Annotated in this window: 18 protein-coding genes; 15 read left to right on the plus strand and 3 right to left on the minus strand. The window is 35.6% G+C overall.

Annotation, left to right across the window (positions count from 1 at the left end; genetic code table 11):
• Window positions 1-143 precede the first annotated feature (143 nt).
• The 11 genes from NBX25_RS04155 (at window position 144) to polA (ending at window position 14,949) form a co-directional block, all read left to right on the plus strand.
• A complete protein-coding gene (locus NBX25_RS04155; protein WP_123908732.1) occupies window positions 144-815 on the plus strand; it encodes a hypothetical protein in 672 nt (223 codons plus the stop codon).
• A 269-nt stretch (window positions 816-1,084) separates the two neighbouring features.
• Window positions 1,085-3,580: an ATP-dependent Clp protease ATP-binding subunit gene (locus NBX25_RS04160; protein ID WP_123908731.1), complete on the plus strand. Its 2,496-nt coding sequence runs from the start codon at window positions 1,085-1,087 to the stop codon at window positions 3,578-3,580.
• 67 nt (window positions 3,581-3,647) lie between these two features.
• Window positions 3,648-4,520: a lytic transglycosylase domain-containing protein gene (locus tag NBX25_RS04165; RefSeq protein WP_123859313.1), complete on the plus strand. Its 873-nt coding sequence runs from the start codon at window positions 3,648-3,650 to the stop codon at window positions 4,518-4,520.
• A 493-nt stretch (window positions 4,521-5,013) separates the two neighbouring features.
• Complete coding sequence (gene tssD / locus NBX25_RS04170) at window positions 5,014-5,427, plus strand: type VI secretion system tube protein TssD (RefSeq protein ID WP_123908730.1); 414 nt, start codon at window positions 5,014-5,016, stop codon at window positions 5,425-5,427.
• 206 nt (window positions 5,428-5,633) lie between these two features.
• A complete protein-coding gene (locus NBX25_RS04175) occupies window positions 5,634-7,775 on the plus strand; it encodes a type VI secretion system Vgr family protein (RefSeq protein ID WP_123908729.1) in 2,142 nt (713 codons plus the stop codon).
• 3 nt (window positions 7,776-7,778) lie between these two features.
• Window positions 7,779-8,840, plus strand: a complete 1,062-nt coding sequence (locus tag NBX25_RS04180; protein WP_123908727.1) for a LysM peptidoglycan-binding domain-containing protein — start codon at window positions 7,779-7,781, stop codon at window positions 8,838-8,840.
• Window positions 8,840-9,979, plus strand: a complete 1,140-nt coding sequence (locus tag NBX25_RS04185; RefSeq protein ID WP_123908725.1) for a PAAR-like protein — start codon at window positions 8,840-8,842, stop codon at window positions 9,977-9,979. Before NBX25_RS04180 ends, NBX25_RS04185 begins: the two co-directional genes overlap by 1 nt.
• A complete protein-coding gene (locus tag NBX25_RS04190; protein WP_250252937.1) occupies window positions 9,979-10,602 on the plus strand; it encodes a DUF8188 family protein in 624 nt (207 codons plus the stop codon). The genes NBX25_RS04185 and NBX25_RS04190 overlap by 1 nt, the downstream gene beginning before the upstream one ends.
• A 433-nt stretch (window positions 10,603-11,035) precedes the next feature.
• Window positions 11,036-11,449, plus strand: coding sequence for a type VI secretion system tube protein TssD (gene tssD / locus NBX25_RS04195; RefSeq protein WP_123859320.1), 414 nt, complete (start codon window positions 11,036-11,038; stop codon window positions 11,447-11,449).
• Window positions 11,450-11,547: 98 nt separating this feature from the next.
• Window positions 11,548-11,979, plus strand: a complete 432-nt coding sequence (locus tag NBX25_RS04200; protein WP_250252938.1) for a hypothetical protein — start codon at window positions 11,548-11,550, stop codon at window positions 11,977-11,979.
• A 135-nt stretch (window positions 11,980-12,114) separates the two neighbouring features.
• The gene (gene polA / locus NBX25_RS04205; protein WP_250252939.1) at window positions 12,115-14,949 is read left to right on the plus strand and encodes a DNA polymerase I; all 2,835 of its coding nucleotides are present in this window, start codon (window positions 12,115-12,117) and stop codon (window positions 14,947-14,949) included.
• Window positions 14,950-15,720: 771 nt separating this feature from the next.
• On the opposite strand, the gene NBX25_RS04210 is transcribed toward polA, so the two are convergent.
• Window positions 15,721-16,119 carry an immunity 22 family protein gene (locus NBX25_RS04210; protein ID WP_250252940.1) on the minus strand — a complete coding sequence of 133 codons (399 nt, stop codon included), beginning with the start codon at window positions 16,117-16,119 and terminating at the stop codon, window positions 15,721-15,723.
• Window positions 16,120-16,376: 257 nt separating this feature from the next.
• On the opposite strand from NBX25_RS04210, the gene NBX25_RS04215 reads away from it, so the two are divergent.
• Window positions 16,377-17,024: an MgtC/SapB family protein gene (locus NBX25_RS04215; RefSeq protein WP_250252941.1), complete on the plus strand. Its 648-nt coding sequence runs from the start codon at window positions 16,377-16,379 to the stop codon at window positions 17,022-17,024.
• Between the two features lie 36 nt (window positions 17,025-17,060).
• Here NBX25_RS04215 and NBX25_RS04220 read toward each other — a convergent pair whose 3' ends face one another.
• Window positions 17,061-17,546: a copper resistance protein NlpE gene (locus tag NBX25_RS04220; RefSeq protein WP_250252942.1), complete on the minus strand. Its 486-nt coding sequence runs from the start codon at window positions 17,544-17,546 to the stop codon at window positions 17,061-17,063.
• A 326-nt stretch (window positions 17,547-17,872) separates the two neighbouring features.
• On the opposite strand from NBX25_RS04220, the gene NBX25_RS04225 reads away from it, so the two are divergent.
• From NBX25_RS04225 to NBX25_RS04235, 3 genes are all read left to right on the plus strand, one after another.
• Window positions 17,873-20,011 carry a S46 family peptidase gene (locus NBX25_RS04225; RefSeq protein WP_250252943.1) on the plus strand — a complete coding sequence of 713 codons (2,139 nt, stop codon included), beginning with the start codon at window positions 17,873-17,875 and terminating at the stop codon, window positions 20,009-20,011.
• 68 nt (window positions 20,012-20,079) lie between these two features.
• Complete coding sequence (locus NBX25_RS04230; RefSeq protein WP_250252944.1) at window positions 20,080-21,081, plus strand: polysaccharide deacetylase family protein; 1,002 nt, start codon at window positions 20,080-20,082, stop codon at window positions 21,079-21,081.
• On the plus strand, window positions 21,078-22,163 hold the full coding sequence (locus NBX25_RS04235; RefSeq protein ID WP_250252945.1) for a GNAT family N-acetyltransferase: 1,086 nt from the start codon (window positions 21,078-21,080) through the stop codon (window positions 22,161-22,163). Before NBX25_RS04230 ends, NBX25_RS04235 begins: the two co-directional genes overlap by 4 nt.
• A gap of 68 nt (window positions 22,164-22,231) precedes the next feature.
• On the opposite strand, the gene NBX25_RS04240 is transcribed toward NBX25_RS04235, so the two are convergent.
• Window positions 22,232-25,099: a M16 family metallopeptidase gene (locus NBX25_RS04240; RefSeq protein WP_250252946.1), complete on the minus strand. Its 2,868-nt coding sequence runs from the start codon at window positions 25,097-25,099 to the stop codon at window positions 22,232-22,234.
• Window positions 25,100-25,797 lie beyond the last annotated feature (698 nt).

Consider the following 25,797-nt stretch of genomic DNA (forward strand, 5'->3'; position numbering starts at 1 on the left):
GATATAGCTATTGCAGAGGATGAACCATTAAAAATATGGGATTATTACGGATTCCTTTGCAATAAAAATATTGATTATATTGTACCGCTCATAAGTGAAAGCATTCTTCATCCAACAAAACCATGTTATTAAATTAAACACTAATGAACAAAATCACAGATCACCTTAAATATTTTTCAAAACTATCTGCTGTATTTATCTTCAGTCTATTTAAAATTTATGCCATTGGAATCCTGTCCACAGTCATTACTTTCTGTTTGGGAATCTATATCATGGCGGAAAGTTTAGGATCATCATTAGGACATAGTGGAGCTATTGCATTTCTGACTGTGACCGTGATGGCAAAACCTTTGTCTGCAGGGCTTTTTTACCTTCTAATGATTGCTGCACCTTTTTGTATAGGTATTTTCTCTACAAAATATGGAATGTCGAGAATTATCAGCAGACTTGTTCAGGATCATTCCAAAACGATTTTGGTTCCTTTTATTGATAAAGTAGTTAATAAAATTAAAAATAACCAACCGGTTTTAGTTCGAAACAGTACAGATTATGCTTTGGCAAAAGTAAGATTGGTAAATGAATTCAAAAATAGCTCAGAAAATAAAATTCTTAAAAGGGTCTTGGGATATGCCCTGAATAAAGTGAAATTTGATGAATTGAATTTAGGCGATGAAAACGTAGACTTTTATGATATCATAAAAACCACACTAATTGAAAAATTACATGAACTGGCAGAGCCTTCAGCCATGATTTTTTATATCTATATCGGACTTCAGTGGTTAAGCCTGATCCTGTTATATTTTCTGAATATATAAGAAAAATGGTACTTCGGTAATAGAAATGTGGTATTTTATTTCCTGTCTGAAAAAGGCGAAAGGATAAAAAAAGACGGTTGTTACTTCTCTAATTGAAGAATTAACTATCTTTATCATATTTAGAATAAAATATTTAATTTTAGCAAAATAAAAGAACCGCTTTTGATTTTTGAGTCATCAGCAATAAAAAGTACAGGTTCAGAAAACATCAAATCATCTGGAAACAATAGTAAAACAGAACGCAAATATTAATATAAGAAAAATTATAAATGGGAGTACTAGTAACCAACGAAACAGTAAAGCAGCTATTTCATATTGCTCAGTCGATAGCGAGGGAAAATTATAATGGCACTTATGGAGGTCCGCATATTTTGCAGGCTCTAATGCATAAAGATATTGGTCTTAATGAATTTTTAAAAAGCATAGATAAAGATCCTGGCTATTTTTATGAATGGGCAGATGTACGTATTGAAGAATACCCTAAAACGAGTCATCTTCCCGATGAAGTAGGACAAGATGAAGCGGTAGACACACTTGTAGAAGAGGCTGATGATATCCGTTTAAAATTGGGACTGGATGAGATTACTCCAATCTGCATCCTTACTGCCATTGTAAAACCTCAGATAGTGTTTTCACTTCAGCAACTGAAGTCATTGCCACTGAGAGAACATGAAATCTTCAACCTATATAGAAAAGATACTCCTTTTACAGTTTCTGAAAACGGCGATTTTGCATCATTATTTTCCAACGGATCAGATTTTACAGACTCGTCTTTTCCATCCATTAAAAGTTATTGTGTAGACAGAACTGCACAAGCCAGAAACGGAAGCCTTGAAAACATTATTGGTAGAGACAAAGAACTGAGAATGTTGGTAGAGATTCTTTGCCGAAGAAGTAAACCGAATGTAATCATCATCGGAGAACCGGGAGTAGGTAAGACTGCTTTAGTAGAAGGATTTGCTATAGAAATTACAAAAGGAAACGTTCCGGAAATGCTTAAAAACGGAACCCTTTTAGAACTGGATACAGGAGCATTACTTGCAGGAACTTCTTACAAAGGTGAAATTGAAGACCGTCTGAAAAAAGTGATCAATGAATGCAAGAAAATAGAAAAAGCTATTCTTTTCATTGATGAGATTCATACCCTTTTAGATTCAAAAGGAAGCATCGGAAACGTTGCCAATCTACTGAAGCCAGAATTGGCAAGAGGAGAAATTACGGTTATCGGCGCTACCACTCAGGAAGAATACAGAAAAATTATTGAACCGGAACAGGCTTTCAACCGTCGTTTCGAGGTATTAACCGTGAATGAACCGGATGAGCAGACTTGTGTAAAAATGATTGATGTTCTTCTTGAGGGCTATAAAAAACACCACGGTATTGAAGTGGAAAAAACAGCCCTGCCGGAATGTGTACGTCTGGCAAAAAGATATGCAAAAGGAAAAAAATTACCGGATGCAGCCATCGATTTATTAGACAGAACTATGGCAGCCATTAAAATGCTCGACGAACTTTCCGAAAAAGAACTGGACAGTTGGAAAGAAAGCTATGATGCCATTTTAAAAGAAGAATACCTTGACAATAAAGATAAGGCAGACGAATTGATCTGGACTTATAATTTATTAAGAGATAAAATAAGCCCTATTTTATGGGGATCATTGAATGAACAGCCGGCTTTAGACAACTCAATGCCAGTAGATCAGATCCAAAAGATCATTGAAGATACCTATGCAGAACTTCTACAGCATGCTGCCAAGAAAAGAGAAAAGGTAGACCGTTTGGAACTTGCTGCTGTAATGGCTGCCAAAACCAATATTCCAATCGGGAAGATTCAGGCTCAGGAAAAAGAAAAACTCCTGAATATGGAATCCCTTCTATTGAACAGGGTAGTAGGTCAGGATCATGCATTAAAAATCCTTTCCGATGCTATTGTTGAAAACCGAAGCGGATTAAACAAACCAGGGCAGCCTATCGGGTCTTTTTTCCTTTTAGGACCTACCGGAACCGGGAAAACAGAGCTAGCCAAATCAATGGCAGAACTATTGTTCAACGATGAGAAGGCTATGGTTCGTTTTGATATGTCGGAATTTAAAGAAGAGCATTCCGCAGCGTTACTATATGGAGCGCCTCCGGGATATGTAGGATATGAAGAAGGAGGGATGCTAGTCAACAAAATCAGACAACAGCCTTATACGGTAGTTTTATTTGACGAAATTGAAAAAGCTCACCATTCTGTATTCGATGTGTTCCTTCAAATCATGGACGAAGGAAAAGTACATGATAAACTTGGAAAAGAAGGAGATTTCAGTAATGCTTTGATCTTATTCACTTCTAATATAGGAAGTGAAGAAATCGTAAAACAGTTTGAAGAAGGAAAAGTTCCTGAATCATCTTCACTGATGCAGATTATGTCGAATTCAGGAAGATTCAGACCGGAATTCTTAGCCAGAATTACAGAAATTATTCCTTTTGCCCCTATTACTGAATCCATCGCAGAAAGAATCTTTAATATTCAGTTGAAGTCGCTTCATACCTCATTAACAAGACTGGGAATTACCTTAAAGATTACTGATGAGGCTGTAAAAAACCTTGCGCTTGGCGGATTCAGCAGTAAATATGGAGCCAGACAGATTTCCGGAGTGATCCGAGCACAACTGGCGAGGCCTATTTCTAAAATGATTGTAAGAGAAGAAGTGAAATCCGGACAAACGATTCATGTAGACTGGAATAAGGAAGAAGAAAAAACAAGCTGGAAAGTAGATTAATTAAGAAAGTAAATAGCAAAAAGGCAATTGATAGAATTCGCCTTTTTGCTTTATAAATAACATTAAGATGAAAACCATTGTCAGAAATATCTTTACAGGAGTAATGCTTTTGGGAACAGTCGTTTTGGTAAACGGCCAGTTTCTGGCGGCATCAGATACCTCAGAAAGCAGCGTAAGAAAATATCAGGGAATCATTAATTCAAACAAAGACCTTGTTGAATTTATTGAACAGTTACTTCTGCAGAAGGGACTTCCAAAGCATTTAAGAAACTTAGCCCTTATTGAATCTCATTTTGACAAAAATATTACCTCCGGAGCGGGAGCCGTAGGAGTATGGCAGCTGATGACAGCACATGCCAACCAGTATGGTCTTGCAGAACATCAACGAACAGATGTGTATAAAAGCACAAAAACAGCGGTTATTTCCCTGGCTAATTTATATAAGAAATATAATAACTGGGTAACAGTGGTCGCTGCTTACAACTGTGGTGAAGGAAATGTTGCCAAGGCAATGCAGGCTGCAGGCTCCAGCCAATATCACGAATTCTATCGATATCTTCCAGCAGAAACTATTAATCACGTGAAAAAATATCTAAATGCCTGCTATGCAACAGGAGAGCTTCAGAGCGTGTTAAGCAATTATAATTCTGCAAGGATCAATAAGGTGTTTTTTGAAGATGGAAATAGAAAAGTAACAGATGCAGCCCTTTCCGAAACAGAGATCAATGCCGGATTTAATCTGAGTGTAATCGCTGATGAGCTGGATGTGGAAGTAGATAAAATTCTTGCGTGGAATCCTGGGATCACAGAAGAGCTGCAGAAAAAAGGGGAAAGCTCTTTTTATCTTCCCACTGATCTGATGCCGGATTTTCTTCTCAGAAAAAATAAAATACTAACCAGATCAATAAAAGAAAGTGCAGGTGCAGGGGTACAACCTTAAAACCACCAATAATATAAATAATAACCAAACCGTAATAGGTTTGGTTATTTTTTTTGATGCATTTCATCCTTATTTATTTTGAGAAAAATAATAAGAAAATCAACATATGCATTGAAGAGAATGAATTACTTTATAAAAAAAGCTGGGTTTTTAAATTTTTCAGTCAAAAATTGGAGCATTTGATCTTTTCATATTATGGTTTTAAGCATAAGTTAATATGTGTTAATTTTATCTTAAATAGTATTAATATCTCTCTTAGATGTGGGAAATAGTCCTTTTTATCAGTGTTTTATAAGTTTTTAAAATCCTTTGTTTACAATGGTTAAAGTAGAGTTATTAAATCTAATATCGTAGAATTACTACAAAAAGTCGTAGAATTACTACAATTTTTCAGATTTATAGTTAAAAGTTTTTTTTCCGAAAAAAGAGCCTCTATATTTGCTATACAATCACCGAATCACAAAATATTATTAACGATTAAAATTTACAAATCATGGCAGAAAGAAATTCGAGAGGAATCTTAAAATTCAACAACGGAGAAGGTCAGAAATTATTAAAGCTGAACTACAGCGTAGCAAGATCTACGGACGTTTCAGGACGTGTAGCATCAGACCCTTCTAACGCACTTATCAAAGTTACAGTAGAAGCTACTGAAAAATCAGACATCCTTGAAAGCTTATTGAACGGAAAATATAAGCCAACTGTGGGAGAAATCGTTTTCAACAAGTCTCACGAAGAAGGAACTCTAATTACTTTAAAATGGGAGAACGGATACGTTATCCAGCACGAAGTAGATTTTGATGCTATCGACAGCAACAGTATGTTGATTAGCTTCGTAATCAGTGCTGAAACTATCGACTACGGTACTTCTCAATACGCTGGACTGTGGCCTTCGGCAGGTAAATAAGCCTATTCATCATCTTAGTAAAAATAAAATTGGTACAGGACAGTGCGCTCGGAAGAGTATGCTGTCCTGTTTTTTCATAAGGACTCACGGATTTCAGAAATCAGTTTTTTTAAAAAAAACAAATGATGTAGATCTAACCTTATATTTTTGATTCTGTTGCTGTATAATCAGCAGTTTATTTAATTTTAACTTAAACACAAAACACTATGTTTCAGGATGACAAGACAATTAAAGTAGATAGCCCAAAGAATGATATCAAAGGCAGTAAAGAGCAGCTGAAAAATGTAAAGGAAAATGTTGCCCAAAAAGCAGAAGAAAAGATGAATAAAACGGGCAGTAAAGTGAAGAAAGCTGTGAAAGCAGGACAGCAGAGTGTAAGCGCTGTACAAGGGGCAGATATGTTCATGAACCAAACTTTTGTCCCGAACAATCCTTCCATTGTTGAAAATAAAGTGTGGGCGAAACAGCCTACCTCAAAGATACATAATGCTGAAGCTATTCCTCAAAGTATTATCGCCGGAATTAACCGCGTGGTGAAGCTAGATGTTGTTATCGAAGGGCAGATTATTAAGCATTTTAAACATTTTAAATTGGTGCAGAGTGCTGCCAAGCATCATGAATTTAGCCTGACGCTGGCCCATGATACATTGGGGAGTGCAGAAAATCATAACCTTCAAGAAGCACAAAATTTCCTGGGAAAAAGGATAACAGTGGTTTTCAAATATAAAGATATTATACAAGGAGCGGAACGTAATTTCGTGGGTGTAGTTACAGAAGTTGGGTTCAGTCAGGAAAAAGGAAGCCTTGGGAATATTGTCCTTAAAGGCTACAGTCCTACTGTACTTTTGGATGCGGCACCTCATATTCAGAGTTTTGGCGGAAGCCAGCCCATTAGTTTGAACAGCATAGCCTATCATGTAATCAGTGAAGGACTGGGACAGAATAAATTCGATTTCAGAGTTGATGCTCAACATGGAAACGTTTCTTACAGTTCACAATACGAAGAAACCCATTATAATTATCTGGCAAGAATGGCTGAAGCTTATGGTGAACAGTTTTATTATGATGGAGAAGTATTACATTTTGGTAAGCTTCCGCCTCAAGAAAAGCCGGTCAAACTTACCTATGGAAGTAGCGTAAGTGATATTGCAATCAAAATGAAAGCCCAGCATGTGAGCCCTTCTTTCTATGGTTACAACAGTAGTAAAAATGAAAAGATGACAGGGGGAAGTGCAAAAATCAATCATACATCAGATATTGCAAGACGTGCTTACGAAATTTCGGAAAGAACCTTTACAACACCATCTTTGAGAGTTGCACCTATAAAAGCTTCCTCTTTTATGGATATTGATGCTTCCCAAAAAGGGACTGCCGGCAGTAAGGCTTCTGAGGTATTTATCACCTCGGGTACTACTACTGTACCTTTCTTATATCCGGGATGTACTGCCGATATTGAAATGCGCAAAGCAGAAAGCAACGAAACCTCATATTTCACCAAGTTGATGATTATCGAAGTTACTCATGAAGTAGATGCCAGAGGATATTATGATGGCAAATTTGAAGCTATTGCTGCAGATACAGGCTATATTCCACGTCCGGAATTTGAAACACCGAGAGCGGAAGCTCAGTTTGCCAAAGTAGTTTCCAATACAGATCCTCAAAACCAGGGAAGAGTTCAGGTACAGTTTGACTGGCAGAACGGACCGGACATTACAGAATTTATCCGTGTGATGTCTCCGGATGCAGGAAGCAGTGATAAAGTAAATAAAAACCGAGGATTTATGTCTATTCCTGAAGTTGGAGACCAGGTGATTATCAATTTTGTTCACCAGCACCCGGACCGCCCTTTTGTAATGGGAGGAATGTTCCATGGTGGTATTGGTGCCGGAGGTGGTGCCGGGAATAATGTGATGAGCTTAAGTAGTAAGAGCGGAAATATTATTCAGTTTCATGATGGATGTGGAATTGAGATTAAAGATAGGAGTGGAAACCATGTCACTTTAAGTGGAACCGGTAATATCAAAACAGAAGTAAGTAATAATAGTGAAGAATTTATTGGAAATAGTCAGACTACCAATATTGCGAAGAAAAATACAATTGATGTTGGAAAAGGAAAATCTACAATAACGATGGATGACGCCGGTAAAGTAAATATTACAAGTTTTTCTGAAATAAAATTGGTTACAGGAAGCAGTTCTATTACAATGACTTCTGATGGTAATATTATTATTCAAGGAAAGATTATTGCCCTTGGAGCAAACGGAATCGGAATGGAAGGTAATGAAAGTGTATCTCTTAAAGCACCTATTGTGACAATAAAAGGAGATACAGAAGTAGACATAAATTAAAAAATGAATTTGGTAAACTATAAAATAAAAGGAGGAGATTCCTTAGAAACAATCGCTGCACATTTTAACATAAATGTAAAAGAACTTGTGGCGTTTCATAATAAAAATGCAGTGATGACTCAACAGATTTATGGAAAAGAAATCCCGATTCATATCAGGCATTTAATTATAAATCCAATTGTAACCATTGATGAAAAAAGTTCTGCTGAAGATCTTGAGGAAATTCATTTCGGAAGAAATTTGATGTACAGGACGGAAATGATCGTTGGGACGGTATTGGAGCAAGTAATGGTAGATAATAGTACTTACAAATCTCAGTATAAAGTAGGGTTGGATCAGAACAATACTTTGGCAAGTGTTCTGCTTCAGGAAAGCCATGTTACAAGTTCACCTCAGATGCTACAAGCTGGCATGGAACTTATCGCCGAAATAGATAAGATAAAATGTAACTCTGTATTTAGATTAGATCCGGAATCAGGAAAAATTAAAAAAATTATCAACTATAAATCAATAATTGATGAATGGGATCACTATAAGGCAGGGCTTGAAAGCAGAAAAACTGTTTTGAAGTTATCTCAGAACAGAAAAGATATAGATGATTTTATTGCCGGAGTTGAAGCTGTTTTGAAACCTGAGAAAAAACTTATAGAAGATTATTATAATAAAATGTTCTATGAATTGTTTTTTACAAAACATTTGCAGGGAAATCGTGATTTTCTTCAGAAGTATTCCCGTACTTATTATTCTACTTTATTTGATAAAGAAGCGGTGATTCTTAATTTTACATCAACTGTTCTTGAGGAAACTGATGAAATACTGAAAATAAGAAGGGTGAGTGCTATGGAGTATCCTTCTTTGAATATGGAAAAGATAGTGAATCTGTATAATGAAAGAATTAAGCCGATGGTACAGTTTAATTTTTCAGAATATAACTTCAGCTATAGGGAAACCTTTATCTGGAATAAAACTGATCATGTTTTACAGGAGTCTCATGTCACTGTGATAGAAGAAGTGAAAAATAATGTTCAACTACTCATAGATTTTAACCTAAAGCGATTTGAATAATGGCACAATCATTTATACCTGAAGGCACCATGATGGTTTGTACAGAGATGAAATCTCCTATGGACAACACCATTGTCAGATACAGAGATACAGCAGATGTATTCCTGGCCAGTAAAAAAGTATATTTACTTACTGAGAAAGATTTAAAATTACAACTGGCTTTTGTTTGTAATATTAATAGTAAATTTTGGGGTGGATTGAAAATGCTGGCGGCAGTTGTAGCCATAGGAGCATTGGCTATTGCTACAGTAGCAACAGGAGGTCTACTCTTAGTAGCAGCAGGAGTTGCTATAGCCGCAGTAGGTGTTTCTTCTTTTGCAAGTTATAGAGAAGCCAATCACGACTGTGATTTTACCACAAAATCGAAATGGATCAATGTACATGATACCGTTACCTTAAATGGTCATAAAGCCCTTATCCAAAACTCTAAACTGATTTGTAGTAAAGGTGGAGCACTTTCATTAGTCGTTGATCCCGTGTTGGCAAGAGCCGCAGCACAAAAAATTGCAGCTAACAATACGGAGGAATATAATGCTCATCTTAATTCTCAAATTATACAGGGAGGGTTGTTTGTATTATCTTCAGGTGGAGATCCAAGAAACCTTGCCTTTGGTTTTCCTCTTACCGTTTGGAACTATACAAATGGAGAAAATGGTAAACAGGATAAAAGAAAAGAAGAAATAGAAGCTCGTATCAACAATGATAATTATAAAACAACCCGCGACTCTGCTGGAACATCAATATATGACGGAACGATACAGGCAGGAAGAGATGCTGGTATAGGAACTGCTTTGGAATTGGGGTATAATCCGGCATTGATGAATTCTGCGCTTAATAATGTAGATATTATAAAAGCTTATCCTGGTGTAGTAAGTGCTTCTGTAAGATCAGCTTATCCCAGTGCAGCACTTCGCTTAAATTCCTCTCTGTATCTTGCGGCTGCCAGACAGACTTTTAATCCAGAATTAGGAAAAGGGCTGGCAAAAGGTTTTGCTTGGGGCGTGGCTGGAGCAGTAGTAGATGCTGGTTTCGATGTTTATGAAAACAGTTTATATGATGATACAATCAAATTTTTTAGACAACTATCTGATGATAATTTGAAATCAAAAGGAGTTAATATTATAGCAAAGAATAAATAATGAAAGGAATAGGGTATTTTTTAGGAGCAGTGTTTGGCGCGGCATTATTGTTTTTTATAATAAGTTATATTTTTTTGAGACCTAGAGATATTAGTAATAAAGAAATTAAACAATTTATAACTGACTCAGAATTAAAAAAGATAGATATTGTACCGCATGTTGGAGGGATTTTGTCCAAAGATGATGAAAGATTAGGTACGGATATAGTTAGTAAGATGACTTATTTTAGTAATCGAAATATGTCTTATATACGTGCCGATACTTATACTTTTTTTTGTAAGGAACTTAATAAGTATGTGAGTACATACGTAATAAGTGAAGGTGGAGGAATGAATTCTGAATTTCTGCAATTTGGAGATAAAGATAAGGATAAAACAACTTGGCCTGACATATATATGTATTATAATAAAAAACAAAATACTGATCCTTCTTATGGCAGAATAGATAAGCCTTTGCCTATTCTGCATTTTCGCAGTTCTGATCCTAAACTTCGCTCTATGCGACAAAATAATAAAGACTCGGATCCTGCTTATCTGAAAATAGTTTATGAAGAAAATGTAAAGCTTTACCTACAATATTTTATAGATAAAGAAGATTTCAAAAAGCTTTTTCCTGATTCATGAAGGGAGTAGGGTATTAATTATTAAAAAGATGCTCTATTAGCGAAACGGATAATATGATTTCTATTATTGTTGATTTTGACCATAAAAAGAATAATAAGTTTCAGAATGTATATTAGTATTCTATCCTTTAAAAATGATGAGGTTTGAATGGTTTCTTAGCCGTCATAAAGTATGTTTTGTAACATAGTATTTCTCTTTATGGTGTAATAATTAATATATTTATGTTTTTTTGTGATTATAGTTAAAATATTTATTATTAATAGTTTGTGTGGTATTTTAACTCCATTGTCGTAGAATTACGACATAAAATCGTAGAACTACTACAATTTTTCAGATTTCCTTCCAAAAGCTTTTTTTTCAATTTTGAGGACTCTATCTTTGTCATACAATTATCGAATAACATAAATATTACTAACGATTAAAATTTACAATCATGGCAGAAAGAAATTCAAGAGGAATCTTAAAATTCAACAACGGAGAAGGTCAGAAATTATTAAAAATGAACTACAGCGTATCAAGATCAACTGATGTATCAGGACGTGTAGCATCAGATCCTTCTAACGCACTTATCAAAGTTACAGTAGAAGCTACTGAAAAATCAGACATCCTTGAAAGCTTATTGAACGGAAAATATAAGCCAACGGTAGGAGAGATTATCTTTAATAAATCTCACGAAGAAGGAACATTAATTAACCTGAAGTGGGAAAACGGATATGTTATCCAACACGAAGTAGACTTTGATGCTATTGACAGCAACAGTATGCTAATCAGCTTCGTAATCAGTGCTGAAACTATTGACTACGGTACTTCTCAGTACGCTGGGCTTTGGCCATCTGCTGGTAAATAAACCAGAACAACAAAACTTAAAAAAACTAATGGAACAGTATGCTTATAGAGTATACTGTTCTGTTTTTTACTCCATACACGACTAAAAATTATATAAAAATGTTCAGACAAATTCTGTTAACTCTCACTTTTACAATCTCATTCATTACTTTACAGGCACAAAATACTTCCTCTCTATACAAAGGTACAGTGAACGGAAAAATGCCGGTAACCTTATTTTTACAATCTGTAGAAAACGGCTGTGGCGGAGATCCTTATTATAATGGCATGTACCGTTACGAAAAAGTAAGCAATTGGCTGCAACTTAATGTTACAGAAGGAATCAACCAACAGTTTGCGATGGTAGAAGAAGGCTTCACAGGACTGATGATTCTAAAGAAAGATGGCGAAACCATGAATGGAACCTGGATGAGCCCGGACGGTAAAAAACAAATTCCGGTACAGCTGAAAAAAGTAAGCATAGGCAAAAAAGATATGGAAAACTATGAGAAAAGAATGGAACAGTTGAACTACGAAAACCACGATTGCTAATTAGAGATTAGAAGCTCCCGCAACATTTTATACCATTCAGTCTTCTATCTCAAATCACGAACCACGCATCCCGAATCCATTCCAAAACTAGCAACTTATCTTCCTATTTTCTTATATTTGTTCATTATAGATAATATGGACGCAACACAAGATAAAAGGCTGTTTCTCATCGATGCTTATGCGATGATTTTCAGAGGATATTACGCATTGATCAGGAATCCGAGATTAACAAGCACCGGTTTGGATACTTCTGCCATCTTTGGCTTTACCAACTCCTTGATCGAATTGATCAGAAGAGAAAAACCTACTCATTTAGCAGTTGTTTTTGATGTAGGAAGAGCAAGCGTAAGAACTGATGATTTTGCTGACTATAAAGCGAACAGAAGTGAAACTCCTGAAGCCATCAAAATTGCCGTTCCATATATTCACAGGATTCTGGAAGGAATGCACATTCCAATTCTTGGAGTAGAAGGGTATGAAGCAGATGATGTGATAGGTACCATTGCATGCAAAGCCGAAAAAGAAGGGTATACCACTTTCATGGTAACTCCTGATAAAGACTTTGCTCAGTTGGTTACAGATAAAATCAAAATTTATAAGCCGGGATTAAAAGGAGGGGATATCGAAATTCTTGGCGTGGAAGAAGTGAAAGCCAAATATGAGATTGAAGACCCAAAACAGGTCATCGATTATCTGGCCATGATGGGAGATGCAGTGGATAACATCCCTGGATTGGAAGGCGTAGGAGAGAAAACTGCTATGAAATTCCTTAAAGAATTTGGAAGCATTGAAAACCTATTGGCAAATACAGATAAGCTAAAAGGAAAGCTGAAGGAAAAAGTAGAAGCCTCTGCAGAACGTGGCATTTTGTCTAAAAAACTGGCAACTATTATATGTGATGCCCCGATAGAATTCCATCAGGAACAATACGATCTGGAAACGCCTGATTTTGAAAAAGTAAAGGAAGTTTTCGAAGAGATAGAATTCCGAAGACTGTATGAAAATCTTTACAGAGCCTTTGCTCCGGCAGTAACAGAAACCGTTGTTGTAAGTGAAGTGGAAGTGAAACAGACTCCCACGGGAACAGAAATAAAAGGACAGGCAATGCAGCTTGATCTTTTTGCCAATTTCGAAGAATTGGATCAGGCAACTTCTACAAAATCTTCTATTGAACATAACGATCACCTTTATCAGTTTGTTGATAATCCAAAAGCTCAGAAAAAACTGGTAGACAATCTTTTGAAACAAAGAGCGGTATGTTTTGACACAGAAACCACTTCATTGAATGAGCTGGAAGCAGAACTGGTAGGAATGAGTTTTTCTTACAAAAAAGGATTAGCATATTACATTCCTTTATCTGAAAGTAGAGAAGAAGTATTACAAACCCTTGAAATCTTCAGACCGTTTTTTGAGAAAGAAGATTTACTGAAAATCGCTCACAATTTAAAATTCGATTATAAAATATTAAAACAGTACGACATCACCGTTAAAGGAGCGATGTTTGATACCATGATTGCCCATTACCTGTTAAATCCTGATGGAAGACATGGCATGGACTATCTTTCTGAAGTATTTTTGAATTATAAACCTATTTCCATTGAAACAATCATTGGAAAAAAGGGAAAAAAACAAGGAACCTTCAGAGATGCAGACCTTAGAACACAAACAGATTATGCTGCGGAAGATGCAGATGTAACCTTCCAATTGTATGAGTTGTTTGCTCCACAACTAAAAAAAGAAAACCTGGAAGATCTTTTCTTCAATATTGAAATGCCTCTGATGGAAGTATTGGCGAAGATGGAGCTGGCAGGGATTTCTTTAGATGAAAAATGGTTGGCACAGGAAAGTATTGATCTTGAAAATGACCTGAGAAATTTAGAAAAAACAATTTTTGAACTCTCAGAAGAAGAATTCAATATGAATTCTCCAAAGCAGCTGGGAGAAATTTTGTTTGAAAAAATGCAGCTTGATCCAAAAGCCAAAAAAACGAAAACAGGACAATATGCTACTTCGGAAGATGTACTTCAGAAACTGGCTTCAAAGCATGAAATCATCAAACATATTCTGGAATACAGAACCTATCAGAAATTAAAATCAACCTATGTAGATGCATTGCCGTCGCAGATTGATAAATTGGATAATAGAGTGCATACCAATTTTTCTCAGACTACAGCTGCAACAGGTCGTTTGGCAAGTGTGAATCCGAACCTGCAGAATATTCCGATCAGAACATTGAGAGGACAGCAGATCCGTGGAGCCTTTGTTTCTGGAGAAGGAAAGAAGATTATTTCTGCCGATTACTCACAGATCGAACTTCGTCTTATTGCTGAAATTTCAGGAGAAGACAATATGATTAAAGCATTCCAGGATGGAGAAGATATTCACGCGTCTACTGCTGCAAAACTCTTTAAAATTCCTTTGGAAGAAGTTTCAAAAACGCAAAGAAGCCAGGCCAAGACAGTAAACTTTGGAATTATTTACGGACAGGGAGCTTTTGCATTAGCAGAACAAACCGGATTATCCCGTACTGAAGCCAAACAGATGATCGAAGCCTATTTCGAAACCTATCCAAAACTGAAGGAATACATGGCAGAGCAGGTAAACAAGGCCCGTCAGATGGGATATGTTGAAACTATTCTGGGAAGAAAGCGCCACTTAAAAGATATTAATTCCAACAATTTTGTAGTAAGAGGGCATGCAGAAAGAAATGCTGTGAACGCTCCGGTACAAGGAAGTGCAGCCGATGTTGTAAAGTTGGCAATGATTAAAATAGATAGAGAATTGGAAGAACAACAAATGAAGACTAAAATGCTGCTTCAGGTACATGACGAATTGGTATTCGAAGCTCCGGCAGACGAAATTGAAGCCGCTTCAAAACTAATTAAAACTGAAATGGAAAATGCCTTGAAAACACAGGTTCCGTTATTGGTGGAAATTGGAGTTGGGAATAACTGGCTGGAAGCACATTAATAATCTAAACTTACTTAAATATATAAAAAACTTCTGCTTATAAGCAGAAGTTTTTTTATGCTTATCTCCTTCTTGACGGTGCGCTTCGGGTATGTGGTCTGACATATGTTCCGTCTTTTCTATGATATCCTTTCACACTTACACTACCATCTGATGAACTTGTTCTACTAGAACTATAATTGTATGTCGACGGGGTCGTTGGAGCTTTTACTGAAGTATAACTGCTGTATGAAGTATAAACCGGATTATATGCCCATCCGGAGTAATTGTTCCATTTTATTTTTTTATAATTCTTTTTATTGAGTTGAGTTGATAAGAATACCTCAGTGTTTTTTGGTACTATAGTTAGAATATTAGTGGAATCCGAAGATCTATAAATTGTAGCATCTTCAGACAATAAAACAGTGTAGTAATTAGTGGAACATGATACTGCGGTTACACATATTATCAATAAGAAGAATAAATTAAAAATACGTTTCATGATGTCATTTTATATGTTCAAATCTATCATGTATTTTAATAACTCCTTTACGGAAACCCGTATTCTAAAATAATTAAAGAAAAATGATTTTACAATTGCGAAGAATTGTGTTTTATTAATCTTATTAGAGCCAGATTATCTGTTGGCTATAAGATATTCAGTGCAGTTAATATTTTTAAAATTTGTGTTTTTGATTTCTGAAAAACTAAGAATTCCATCTCTGAAAGCATCTTAAATGAAAACCAAGGCTGTAAAGGAAATACAGCCAGGTATTCTAGTTCTTATCGTATTTAAACGTCAAATTCAATCTCGCCAATATAATACAATTTGTTTTCTTCACCATCCACAGAAACAGGATTAGGAATAATAAATCTGCTGGCAAAAATAATAGCATTTACCGGAGTATCCAGGCTTAGTTCATTAAGTTTTTGCTCTAGAATGGGAAGCCATTGGTCTGCAAAAGAATATTCCGAGAACTTTTCAACCAATCCTAATCTTTCATCTTCAAAACCATATTCTATAAAGTCATCATCAAACCACTTGATGTTCTGAGACTCTGCAAATTTTGAAACATACTGATCATCATTTTCCTCTTCCAGATAATAATTTTCATCCTCTTCTACAAAAGCATAAAATTCTTCTTCATTTTTAAAATACCCCAGCCAGAAGTGAGAAATTTCTTTGTCCATAATGTATTGTTTGTTGTATTATTTAATATAATCATTTAGAATGAGTTTTCCATGGTATTGAACTTTATCAACATGTCAAACTCATTTTTTAGGTTGAAAAATTAAGAGCAAGACTTATTTTTCCAATTCGAAGTGTAATATTACAAAAGTTTTCCGTTACATTCCGATTTTTAAGTAATACTCCATAAAGTCTGGGCATCAAAAATAGTTCTGTACTATTTTTTATTGTACATTTATTCTGTTGTTAAATTTTAAAAATGGAATTTCTACAGGACCATTATGTCGTTAAGAATGAGTTATTATTAATCTTTATTTCAGTGATTTTAGGATTACTGATTGGGGCTGAACGGGAGTACCGTAACAAATCAGCAGGGCTCCGTACCTTTATTCTGGTTTGCTTTGGTGCCTGTTTGTTTACCATTCTATCCATTAAAATAGGTGTTGCCAATCCGGATCGTTTGGCAGCCAATATCATCACTGGGATTGGTTTTCTGGGAGCAGGAGTTATATTTAAAGGAGAAAATAAAATTGAAGGAATTACAACGGCCACTACCATTTGGGCAACAGCTTCCATAGGAATGGCAGTAGGTTCAGGATATGTTTACTTTTCCCTTTTGGGAACAGCTTTGGTACTTATTATTCTGAGTGCATTAACCTATCTGCAAAGTTTTATAGATAATTACAACAAGATCAGGGAATATAGAATAGGTGTAACAAATTCAGCAGACTTAAAACATTGTGAAGAACTTTTTAGAAAACACCATTTAAAGTATTTATTAATCAAACAACAATATACACAAGGGAATATCACTGCGACCTGGAGACTGACAGGTAAGAGTACTCATCATGAGGGATTGATAATAGACTTGGTTGATGATTCAAAGATCATAGCCTATCAGTTTTAGAATAAAGCAAAAAAATAAAGGCCGAAGCCTTTATTTTTATTTTTTCTTGAATACATACAGATCCTTGTTAGGTCCATCGATTTCTTTTCCTTCCATATCCAGTTGGATAAGCATATTCTCACCGACTTTATATTTATAGTTTGCCGTTTTACCTTTTAAAGTGATAATACTTCCTGTAGCATCCCATGTGAAAGACCCTTTATCTTCATTCTTTGATTTTCTCTCAAGATACTCTTCAGTGATGCTGAAAGTCTTATCATTGTTTAGCGTTAATGAAGTCTTGATTCCCGGGCAGTCAGCACACGGAACTACTGCTTCGTAAGTACCGTTCCAATCCAAAGCATTTTCAGAAGTGTCTCCCTGTGCACTTGTTACAGGATGAGCTGTACTGTCTGTAGCAGTGGGTTGGGCAGTCGCTGCAGAATCTGTAGCCGAAGTTTTGGTATCTACCGTTTCTTTTTTAGAACAAGAAGCAAGGAATAAAGCAGCTCCCATTCCAAGGATAAGTGTTTTGTTTTTCATCGTAATAATCAATTTAAGTATGTTTTTTAAACCGACTAGCTATAAACAAAAACTAAGCCAAGAGGGGAGTTGTAGAGTATCAGAGTATTAGAATTTGAAGGGGTGAGAGAGAAGGAGAAGGTTAATAATGAATGGTCAATTCGCTTCGCTTGTCAATTTTTACGTGTAACAAAAGTTAAGTATTCACTTTTAGCCTATCAATTTTTTAAAAATGAGATGTAATTTACTATTCACATGTGGGAGTAAAACTGACTGTTGACATTTTTACCCCTGTTTTATGGGTCCTATTCTTATTTTTCTTCGTAAATTCGGGCAAAATTTTGATTATGACAAAAAAGATACTTTTATCCGTATTTCTTTTGCCGGCTGCAATGGCATTTGCACAACAATATGGTGGAATGTGGATTCCTACAGAACTGAATGAAAAGGAAATGAAGGATTTAGGAATGAAAATCTCTGCAAAAGATATTTTCAATCCTCAGAAACCTAGCATAAAGGATGCTGTAGTACAGTTTAACGGCGGATGTACCGCGGAGATTATCTCTCCGAAGGGATTGTTACTGACTAACCACCACTGTGGATTTGGTCAGATTCAGGCACATTCTACGGTTCAGAATGACCTTCTTTCAAATGGTTTCTGGGCTAAAAATATGAATGGCGAGCTTCCTAACCCGGGAGTAAAAGTAGATTTTATTGTAGATATAAAAGATGTTAGCTTCCAGATTTTGGAAGGAACAGATCATCTTACAGAGCCTGAGCTTACGAAAAAAATCAACAACAATATTGAAGTTTATAAAAACTCTCAGAAAATTGAATCATACCAATCGATTATGGTAAAGCCAATGTACTATGGAAACAAGTACTATGCTTATACAATCGAAACCTATAAAGATATCCGTCTTGTTGGGGCACCGCCTCAAAGCATCGGGAAATTCGGAAGTGATACAGATAACTGGGTTTGGCCTAGACACACCGGAGATTTCTCAATGTTCAGAATCTATGCAGACAAAGACAACAAGCCTGCAGAATATTCAAAAGACAACGTTCCTTACGTTCCGAAACATTATTTACCGGTTTCCATCAAGGATAAGAACGAAAACGATTTCACATTTGTATTCGGATTCCCTGGAAGAACCACAGAATATCTCCCGGCAGTAGCAGTAGAAAAAATCATGAATGAAATTGATCCTGCAAGAATTGCTGTACGTGATGTAGCCTTAAAAACACTGGACGAAAAAATGCGTGTAGATAACGAAACACGTATTAAGTATGCTTCCAAATATGCATCTGTAGCCAATTACTGGAAAAAATGGATCGGTGAAGTAGAAGGATTGAAAAAATCCAATGCAGTTGAGAAAAAAGTAATGTATGAAGGCTCTTTAGTTTCTAAAAATCCAGAAGTTAAGACAACTTTAGATCAACTGAACAAACTTTACAATGAACAGGCTCCTTATGCGTTAAACAATGCTTATTACACAGAAGTGGTAAGAAATGCTGAGACTTTGAAGCTGGCAGGAGATTATTATGACTTTGTAAGTACTGTAGAAGCTGGCAGAATGGATGAGAAGGAGCTTACGAAGCTAAAAACAAAATTAACTTCTTTCTATAAAGACTATAGCGCAGAACTTGATGCTAAAGTAACAGCAAAACTATTGGCTTTATATACCAATAAAACAGCTCCACAATTTTTACCGGCAGGATTCAACAAGTATAAGGATGAAAATGCAAACATTCCTTTAGTTGAAGATATGTCAAAAAACTCTATTATTACAGGAAGAACAGCTGTAAATGGAGCAACACTGACTACAGACATCGATAAGGCATTCTCTAATCAGGATAAGTTGATTAAAACATTAAAAAAAGATCCTATCTATCAGCTTTACGTTTCTATGAAAGAGACCTATATGAAAGCAGCAGATCCACAATACTCTTCAATTCAGGCAAAAATTGATGCTTTACAGAAGAAGTTTATGGCTCAGCAGATGGAAACGGATAAAGACAGAAAATTCTTCCCGGATGCCAACTCTACCCTTCGTGTAACTTATGGTAAGATTAAAGGTTCCGCTCCAAGAGATGCCGTTTCTTACGGGTATCAGACTCACCTTGCCGGAGTAATGGAGAAATATATTCCTGGAGATTATGAATTTGATGTTCCTAAGAAATTGATTGAGCTCTACAACAAGAAAGACTTCGGAATCTATAAAGATAAAACTGGTGATGTTCCTGTAGGATTTACAGCAACCAATCATACCACAGGTGGAAATTCAGGAAGTCCAACTCTTGATGCCAATGGAAACCTGATAGGTCTTAACTTCGACAGACAGTGGGAGGGAACTATGAGTGATATTAACTTTGATCCACGTTTCAGCAGAAACATCATGGTAGATACAAAATATATACTTTTCATCGTTGAGAAATTAGCAGATGCTAAATGGCTTGTTGATGAAATGAAAGTAATAAAATAATTTTAAAAAGTTATACCTTTAAAGAATCTATTTGAATTTATTTCGAATAGATTCTTTTTATTTTTAGGATGAAAGATCAGATCATTAATCTATTTACTGCTTTTGAAACAGATCATTTCGGAAAGTCTTTTCCGTTGGATTACTGTTTACCTGTTTATCATTGTGTTTCCGATGAAAAGCTTCCCCATATCAGACATGTGATTCAATACAAGAATACCAGACAGTTTGAAGCAGATATTGACTGCCTTTCAAAACATTTTCAATGGGTAAACTGGCAAGAATTCAAAGATTTTACTTCAGGAAATTTCAAACCTCAAAAAAAGATCGCTTTACTTACCTTTGATGATGGTCTCAGAGAATTTTATGAAATAGTTGCTCCTATATTAGAGCGTAAAGGAATTTATGCCTGCAATTTTATAAATCCGGCTTTCATTGACAATAAAGAAATCATGTTCAGGTGTAAAAGCAGTCTGCTTATCGATGTTTTAGAAAACAAGAAATCTGTACATCCTGAGATAAGCAGTATTCTTTCACTCAACAGTAATACTGAAACAGAAACATTGAAAAAAGAGATTCTAAAAATCACTTACCAGGAAAAAGCCATTCTGGATTCGCTTGCTGAAAAGTTAGAAGTTGATTTTAAGTCCTATTTAAAAGAACACAAGCCTTATCTGAACACGAAGGAATTAAAAAATCTTACAAATAGAGGCTTTGGAATATCATCTCATAGCTGGGATCATCCGAAATTCGGAAATTTATCTCTGGAGCAACAGATAGAATCAATAGATAAAACCTTTGTGTATTTAAAAGAAAATGACTTCCTGTATGAAAGTTTTGCCTTTCCTTTTACCGATTTCGGAGTGAAAAATGATTTCTTTGAGGCGCTTTTTACAAACAAAGAAATGTATTGTAGTTTTGGGGCAGCAGGAATTAAACTAGACAGTATAAAAAGGAATTACCAGAGAATTCCAATGGAAACAGGTGAAAGTGCAGAAATAATCCTCAAAAAAGAAATCGCTTATTTTAAGTTGAAAAAGCTGATGAATAAAAATACTATTGTTAGAATATGATACAGCTGAAGACATTTAATAAAAAAGAACTTGAAGATTTTGTATCATCCGGTGAATTCAGGCAGTATGATTTTCTTCCCATTACGGAACATCGTGCGATGTCACATATCCATAATCCAAAAGCAACTGAAGAGCAGACACTCCTTATTCTTGCCTTTTATGAAGGAAGATTAGCTGGATATATGGGGTGTCTCCCGGATTTTTTTGAAATTGAAGGAAAAGCCATCAGGTTTGCCTGGTTAAGTACATTGTACGTAAGCAATGAGTTCAGAGGGAAGAAAGTAGCAAAAGCACTTCTGCAAAAGGCTTTGGATGAGTACAATAATCATGTTATCATGGCAGAATTTACAAAAGAAGCTGAGGTTTTCTTTCATCATATAGGAAGCGTTGAGAGTTTTTTTCCTAAAAACGGGAAGCGATATTATTTCAGACTAGATTCAGCAACAGTTCTTTCAGGAAAAAAAACATGGATAAAGAATTTTAGGCCTCTTTTGCATCTTTCAGATACTATAGCAAATACTCTGATTAGAATGAAAAATATGGGAACAGGGAAGTCGAAGTTCAGATTTGAAGTATTGAATCAGATGGATACAGAAATCAAAAACTTTGCCTCCTCATATCATGGTCAGCGAACGGTAGATGAAATAAATTATTTTACAACAAATCCATGGATTTTGGAAGGTAGAAAAAGAGATGATAACTATTTCTTTTCCAGCTATGCTGAGGTTTTTAAATATGTTTGGGTTAAGGTATATGACAAACAAGGTAATCTGGAAACCGTATCATTATTGCTTTTACGGGATGGTCATCTTAGAATTCCTTATATTTTTTCAAACGGAAATTCAAGTATTCATAAGTTTATTCAGTTTTTAAACATTTTTATCATTCAAAATAAGGTAAAAATGATGACCGTTTACAATGAAACACTTAATGAGAAAATAAAGAAGTCTAGATCATTGTCCAGAATCTATGAAAAGGATTTCAAACGCGATTATCTTTTTCGTCAAGAATTACTACAAAGCCTTCCAAAAGATTTTAATCCTCACTTGCAAGATGGAGATGGAGATTGTATGATGACATAAGGAATGAACTGAGTAAATACAACATAAAAAAAGCCGCCCGATAAAGATATGGAGCAGCTCTTTTATTTTTAATGTCCGAAAATATCTTTCAGACTTACTTCTGTAAAGGTTCCCATTTTACTTACAGCTTCCATATTCAGGTTTTCTTTTTTACCAATAATAGCTGTATTAAAATCTACGGATTGAATTTCTGAGTGATAAAACTCTCTGATATCTTCAAATTTCAATACCTGGATCTGATTAAAGATATCTTTTCTGAAATCATGATCAATCCCCAGCTTCTTCAATCTTAAAGTGTTGAAGAAGATATTGCCTCTGGTAACTCTGGTAGAAGCGATCTGTTTTAAAGCCGCATTTTTAGCATTTTCAAACTGGATGGTAACCTCGGGAAGCTCATTCATCAGCTCATCCATTGTGTCAACAGCAATCATCAATTTGTCCGGTTGTGTCCCGATATAAGTGGTAACATAATCCGGATGATTTAATTCAGCATTGGCTGAATAAGAAACATAGGCGGAATAGGCTAAACTTTTACTCTCACGAATCTCCTGGAAAACAATGGAAGATAATCCCCGACCAAAATATTCATTGAAAACATTCATCTTTCCAAAATAAGCAGGATTAACCATATTTCCCTTACCCACTTTACTCATTTCCATCTGAACCATATCATAGTCGATAAAGTATACATTTCCTCCGGTAGCAGGTTCAGGATATTGTCTGGGTTCAGGAATCTGAAGGCTTTCAGTTTCTGTATATTCACCAATATATCCTTTGAATGCTTCAAAGTCTTTTCCATAAAAGAAAATCTGGTAAGGATATTTGAACAATTGCTTCATTCGGTCAGTAAATACTTCAGCCTTAGTGCTTTCAAGCTCCTCCTTAGAAATGATGTCTGTAAAACGAGAAGTACTTCCTAATTTGGTATAAGTAGTAAGCGCTGTCATGATACGGTTTTTATCTTTCTTTACAGCCTGACGATTTTCCAGCACGGTTCCTACAAATTGATTGTAGATCTCCTGATCCGGCTGTACACGGTACATCCATTGCTGAAGAAGTGAAATTCCTTTTTCAATATTTTCCTCCAATCCGCTCAGGGAGATTAATAACTGATTATTGCTTGTTTTAAAATCATTGCTGATTCCAATTTTGAAAAACTCCTTTTTCAAATCCTCAGGAGAAAACTCATCTGTCCCTAAATACTGAAGAAGTTGAGTGGAAATTCCCAGTTCACGATCATTATCACTTCCAAAAGGGAAAATAAAATGAACCTGGGCAATATCGTTGTACTTATTCTTTACAAAATTTAATTTCTTCCCTTTGATTTCGTCAGTTGCGATTTCTTTTTGATAATCAACGAATTCAGGTTTAATATCTTCTGTTTTATCAGCTAAGATCTCCTTTAAAAACTCAGATTGTGCATCACGGTTAATCTTAACAGGAGTAATTCCTGGATTGTCCACTCTAAGTAGCTTATCATTAACTCCTTTTTCTTTATTAATAACAACATAATTGTTTTTAAAGAAATCATTAGCAAAACTGATAATGTCTTCCTTAGTGAAACTTTCATACTCATCCATTTCATTCAACTCCTGCTCCCAGCTTATCCCCTTTATGTAAATATCGTATAGGGTAGTGGCTAAGCCTTCTGCCGTTTCAAGTCCTTTCATTCTCTGAAGCTTAAAATCATTAATGATCGCCGGAAGCATCCAGTCCGGAAAATCTCCCTTCTTGATAAGTTCAATTTCCTCCAGAACCATATTCGTTGCTTCTTGCAATGTTTGGGTCTCTTTCGGAACAGCAACAATAGAAAAATAACCGTATTGTTTTAATCCCACGGAAAATGCCTGTGCCCAAAGCATTTTCTGAGTCTGATTGATATGAAGGTCCAATAAACCGGCTTCCCCTCTGTTACTCAGAATATTCACAACAATATCAGCAAGCATCGCATTTCTGGTTCCATAACTATCCGTTCTCCAGGCCAACTGAACCCTTGGAGTAGTAGGACTTTTCACCGTTCTTTCAACAACTTCTGTAATGGGTTGTTCAATAATCGGGGTCTTTTTCGGAAGCTCTCTATAAGGAATAGTCCCAAAATATTGGTCTACCAACTGAATCGCCTCTTCGAAATCAAAATCCCCAACCAATACCATAGCATAATTATTAGGAACATAGTATTCATCAAAATACTTATGAATAGCCTTCATAGAAGGATTTTTCAAATGTTCAGGTTTGCCCAGTGTAGTTTGCTGTCCGTTAGGGTGGGTCGGAAATAGAGCCGACATCAGTTCATAGTTAACCAATCTAGTATCATTATCCTGAGCCCTGTTGAATTCCTCATAAACAGACTCTAGTTCTGTATGGAAGAGGCGGAGAACAATCTCAGAAAATCTTTCCTTTTCTATTTTTAACCATTTTTCCAGTTCATTATTTGGAATATTGTTTTTATACACCGTCTCATCAAACCAGGTATGAGCATTCGTTCCCGTAGCTCCCAATGAGGAAATAGCCTTGTCATATTCATTGGCAATAGCATACTGGCTTGCTTCCTGAGAAACTTCGTCTATCTTTTTGTAAATATCTTTTTTCTTTTCAGGATCCTGTTCAGCTTTATGATCCTCATAAAGTGCAGAGATTTGGTCCAGAAGCTCCTTTTCTTTGGCCCAGTTTTGAGTTCCTATCCTAGAAGTTCCTTTAAACATCATGTGTTCAAGATAATGAGCAAGCCCGGTATTATCTGCAGGATCATTATTACTACCTGTTCTTACCGGAATAAAAGTCTGTATCCTTGGGGCATCAAAGTTTTGGGCAAGGAAAACCTTCAGCCCGTTCTTCAAAGTGTAGATTCTTACGTTATTTTTATCGTGGGTTACCGTAGTATATTCGTAGTGGTTTGTATCTGTATGAACCGTTTCTTTATATTTTCTGTCTGTCATATATGAATTCATTTCATCCTAATATAATAAGAATGTGGTACAAATGTAAGCAATCAAAAAAAAATATAATCCGCTTTTATGACTATTGCATCTATTATTATAGTTGAACAGATGAATCAGACAAAAGAAGACTTATATAATTAGGATAGTAACAGCACTGTTCACTTCATTCAGTTTATTCCGGAGCTATTTCCCGCTATCCACTCTTACTCCTCACGCCTTTATCCTCCAAGGCTGAAACCCTCCACCTCTCCAAACCCTGTTGCGGGGTAACCGTTACTATCGGGGCTAGGATAGTGGACATATATTATAAATAATGAGTAATAAGTAATAGATGATAGGTTTTATTACATAGGTAAGTATTCATATCATTAATAACTAGAATGTGTTTTTTATAAAAACCTGTCTTCTTATATATAAGTATACATCACATCTCCTGAAGTCTTTGTCATTAGTGACGTGTAATCTTCTATTCCGGTAAGAACTCCCACAAAAGCTACCTATTCCTTTAAGAAGATCGAGCGGCTCTTTCAATTAAATAAAAAGCTATTCACAATACAACCAGCACTATCATCTGTGAAAATCCGTGTCCTCTGTGGGAAATAAAAAAACACAGCGTTTTTCTATAAAACAATCTTATAGAATAACCATCATATCCTCCAGTCTCTTTATTTATCTATTTTCCTCCGCACCAATTT

Source organism: Chryseobacterium sp. Marseille-Q3244, from assembly GCF_940807095.1.
Classification (GTDB): Bacteria; Bacteroidota; Bacteroidia; order Flavobacteriales; family Weeksellaceae; genus Chryseobacterium.

Coding starts and splice junctions, on each gene's coding strand:
- NBX25_RS04155 (WP_123908732.1), top strand. CDS start 144: ATGAACAAAATCACAGATCACCTTAAATATTTTTCAAAACTATCTGCT.
- NBX25_RS04160 (WP_123908731.1), top strand. CDS start 1,085: ATGGGAGTACTAGTAACCAACGAAACAGTAAAGCAGCTATTTCATATT.
- NBX25_RS04165 (WP_123859313.1), top strand. CDS start 3,648: ATGAAAACCATTGTCAGAAATATCTTTACAGGAGTAATGCTTTTGGGA.
- tssD (WP_123908730.1), top strand. CDS start 5,014: ATGGCAGAAAGAAATTCGAGAGGAATCTTAAAATTCAACAACGGAGAA.
- NBX25_RS04175 (WP_123908729.1), top strand. CDS start 5,634: ATGTTTCAGGATGACAAGACAATTAAAGTAGATAGCCCAAAGAATGAT.
- NBX25_RS04180 (WP_123908727.1), top strand. CDS start 7,779: ATGAATTTGGTAAACTATAAAATAAAAGGAGGAGATTCCTTAGAAACA.
- NBX25_RS04185 (WP_123908725.1), top strand. CDS start 8,840: ATGGCACAATCATTTATACCTGAAGGCACCATGATGGTTTGTACAGAG.
- NBX25_RS04190 (WP_250252937.1), top strand. CDS start 9,979: ATGAAAGGAATAGGGTATTTTTTAGGAGCAGTGTTTGGCGCGGCATTA.
- tssD (WP_123859320.1), top strand. CDS start 11,036: ATGGCAGAAAGAAATTCAAGAGGAATCTTAAAATTCAACAACGGAGAA.
- NBX25_RS04200 (WP_250252938.1), top strand. CDS start 11,548: ATGTTCAGACAAATTCTGTTAACTCTCACTTTTACAATCTCATTCATT.
- polA (WP_250252939.1), top strand. CDS start 12,115: ATGGACGCAACACAAGATAAAAGGCTGTTTCTCATCGATGCTTATGCG.
- NBX25_RS04210 (WP_250252940.1), bottom strand. CDS start 16,119: ATGGACAAAGAAATTTCTCACTTCTGGCTGGGGTATTTTAAAAATGAA.
- NBX25_RS04215 (WP_250252941.1), top strand. CDS start 16,377: ATGGAATTTCTACAGGACCATTATGTCGTTAAGAATGAGTTATTATTA.
- NBX25_RS04220 (WP_250252942.1), bottom strand. CDS start 17,546: ATGAAAAACAAAACACTTATCCTTGGAATGGGAGCTGCTTTATTCCTT.
- NBX25_RS04225 (WP_250252943.1), top strand. CDS start 17,873: ATGACAAAAAAGATACTTTTATCCGTATTTCTTTTGCCGGCTGCAATG.
- NBX25_RS04230 (WP_250252944.1), top strand. CDS start 20,080: ATGAAAGATCAGATCATTAATCTATTTACTGCTTTTGAAACAGATCAT.
- NBX25_RS04235 (WP_250252945.1), top strand. CDS start 21,078: ATGATACAGCTGAAGACATTTAATAAAAAAGAACTTGAAGATTTTGTA.
- NBX25_RS04240 (WP_250252946.1), bottom strand. CDS start 25,099: ATGACAGACAGAAAATATAAAGAAACGGTTCATACAGATACAAACCAC.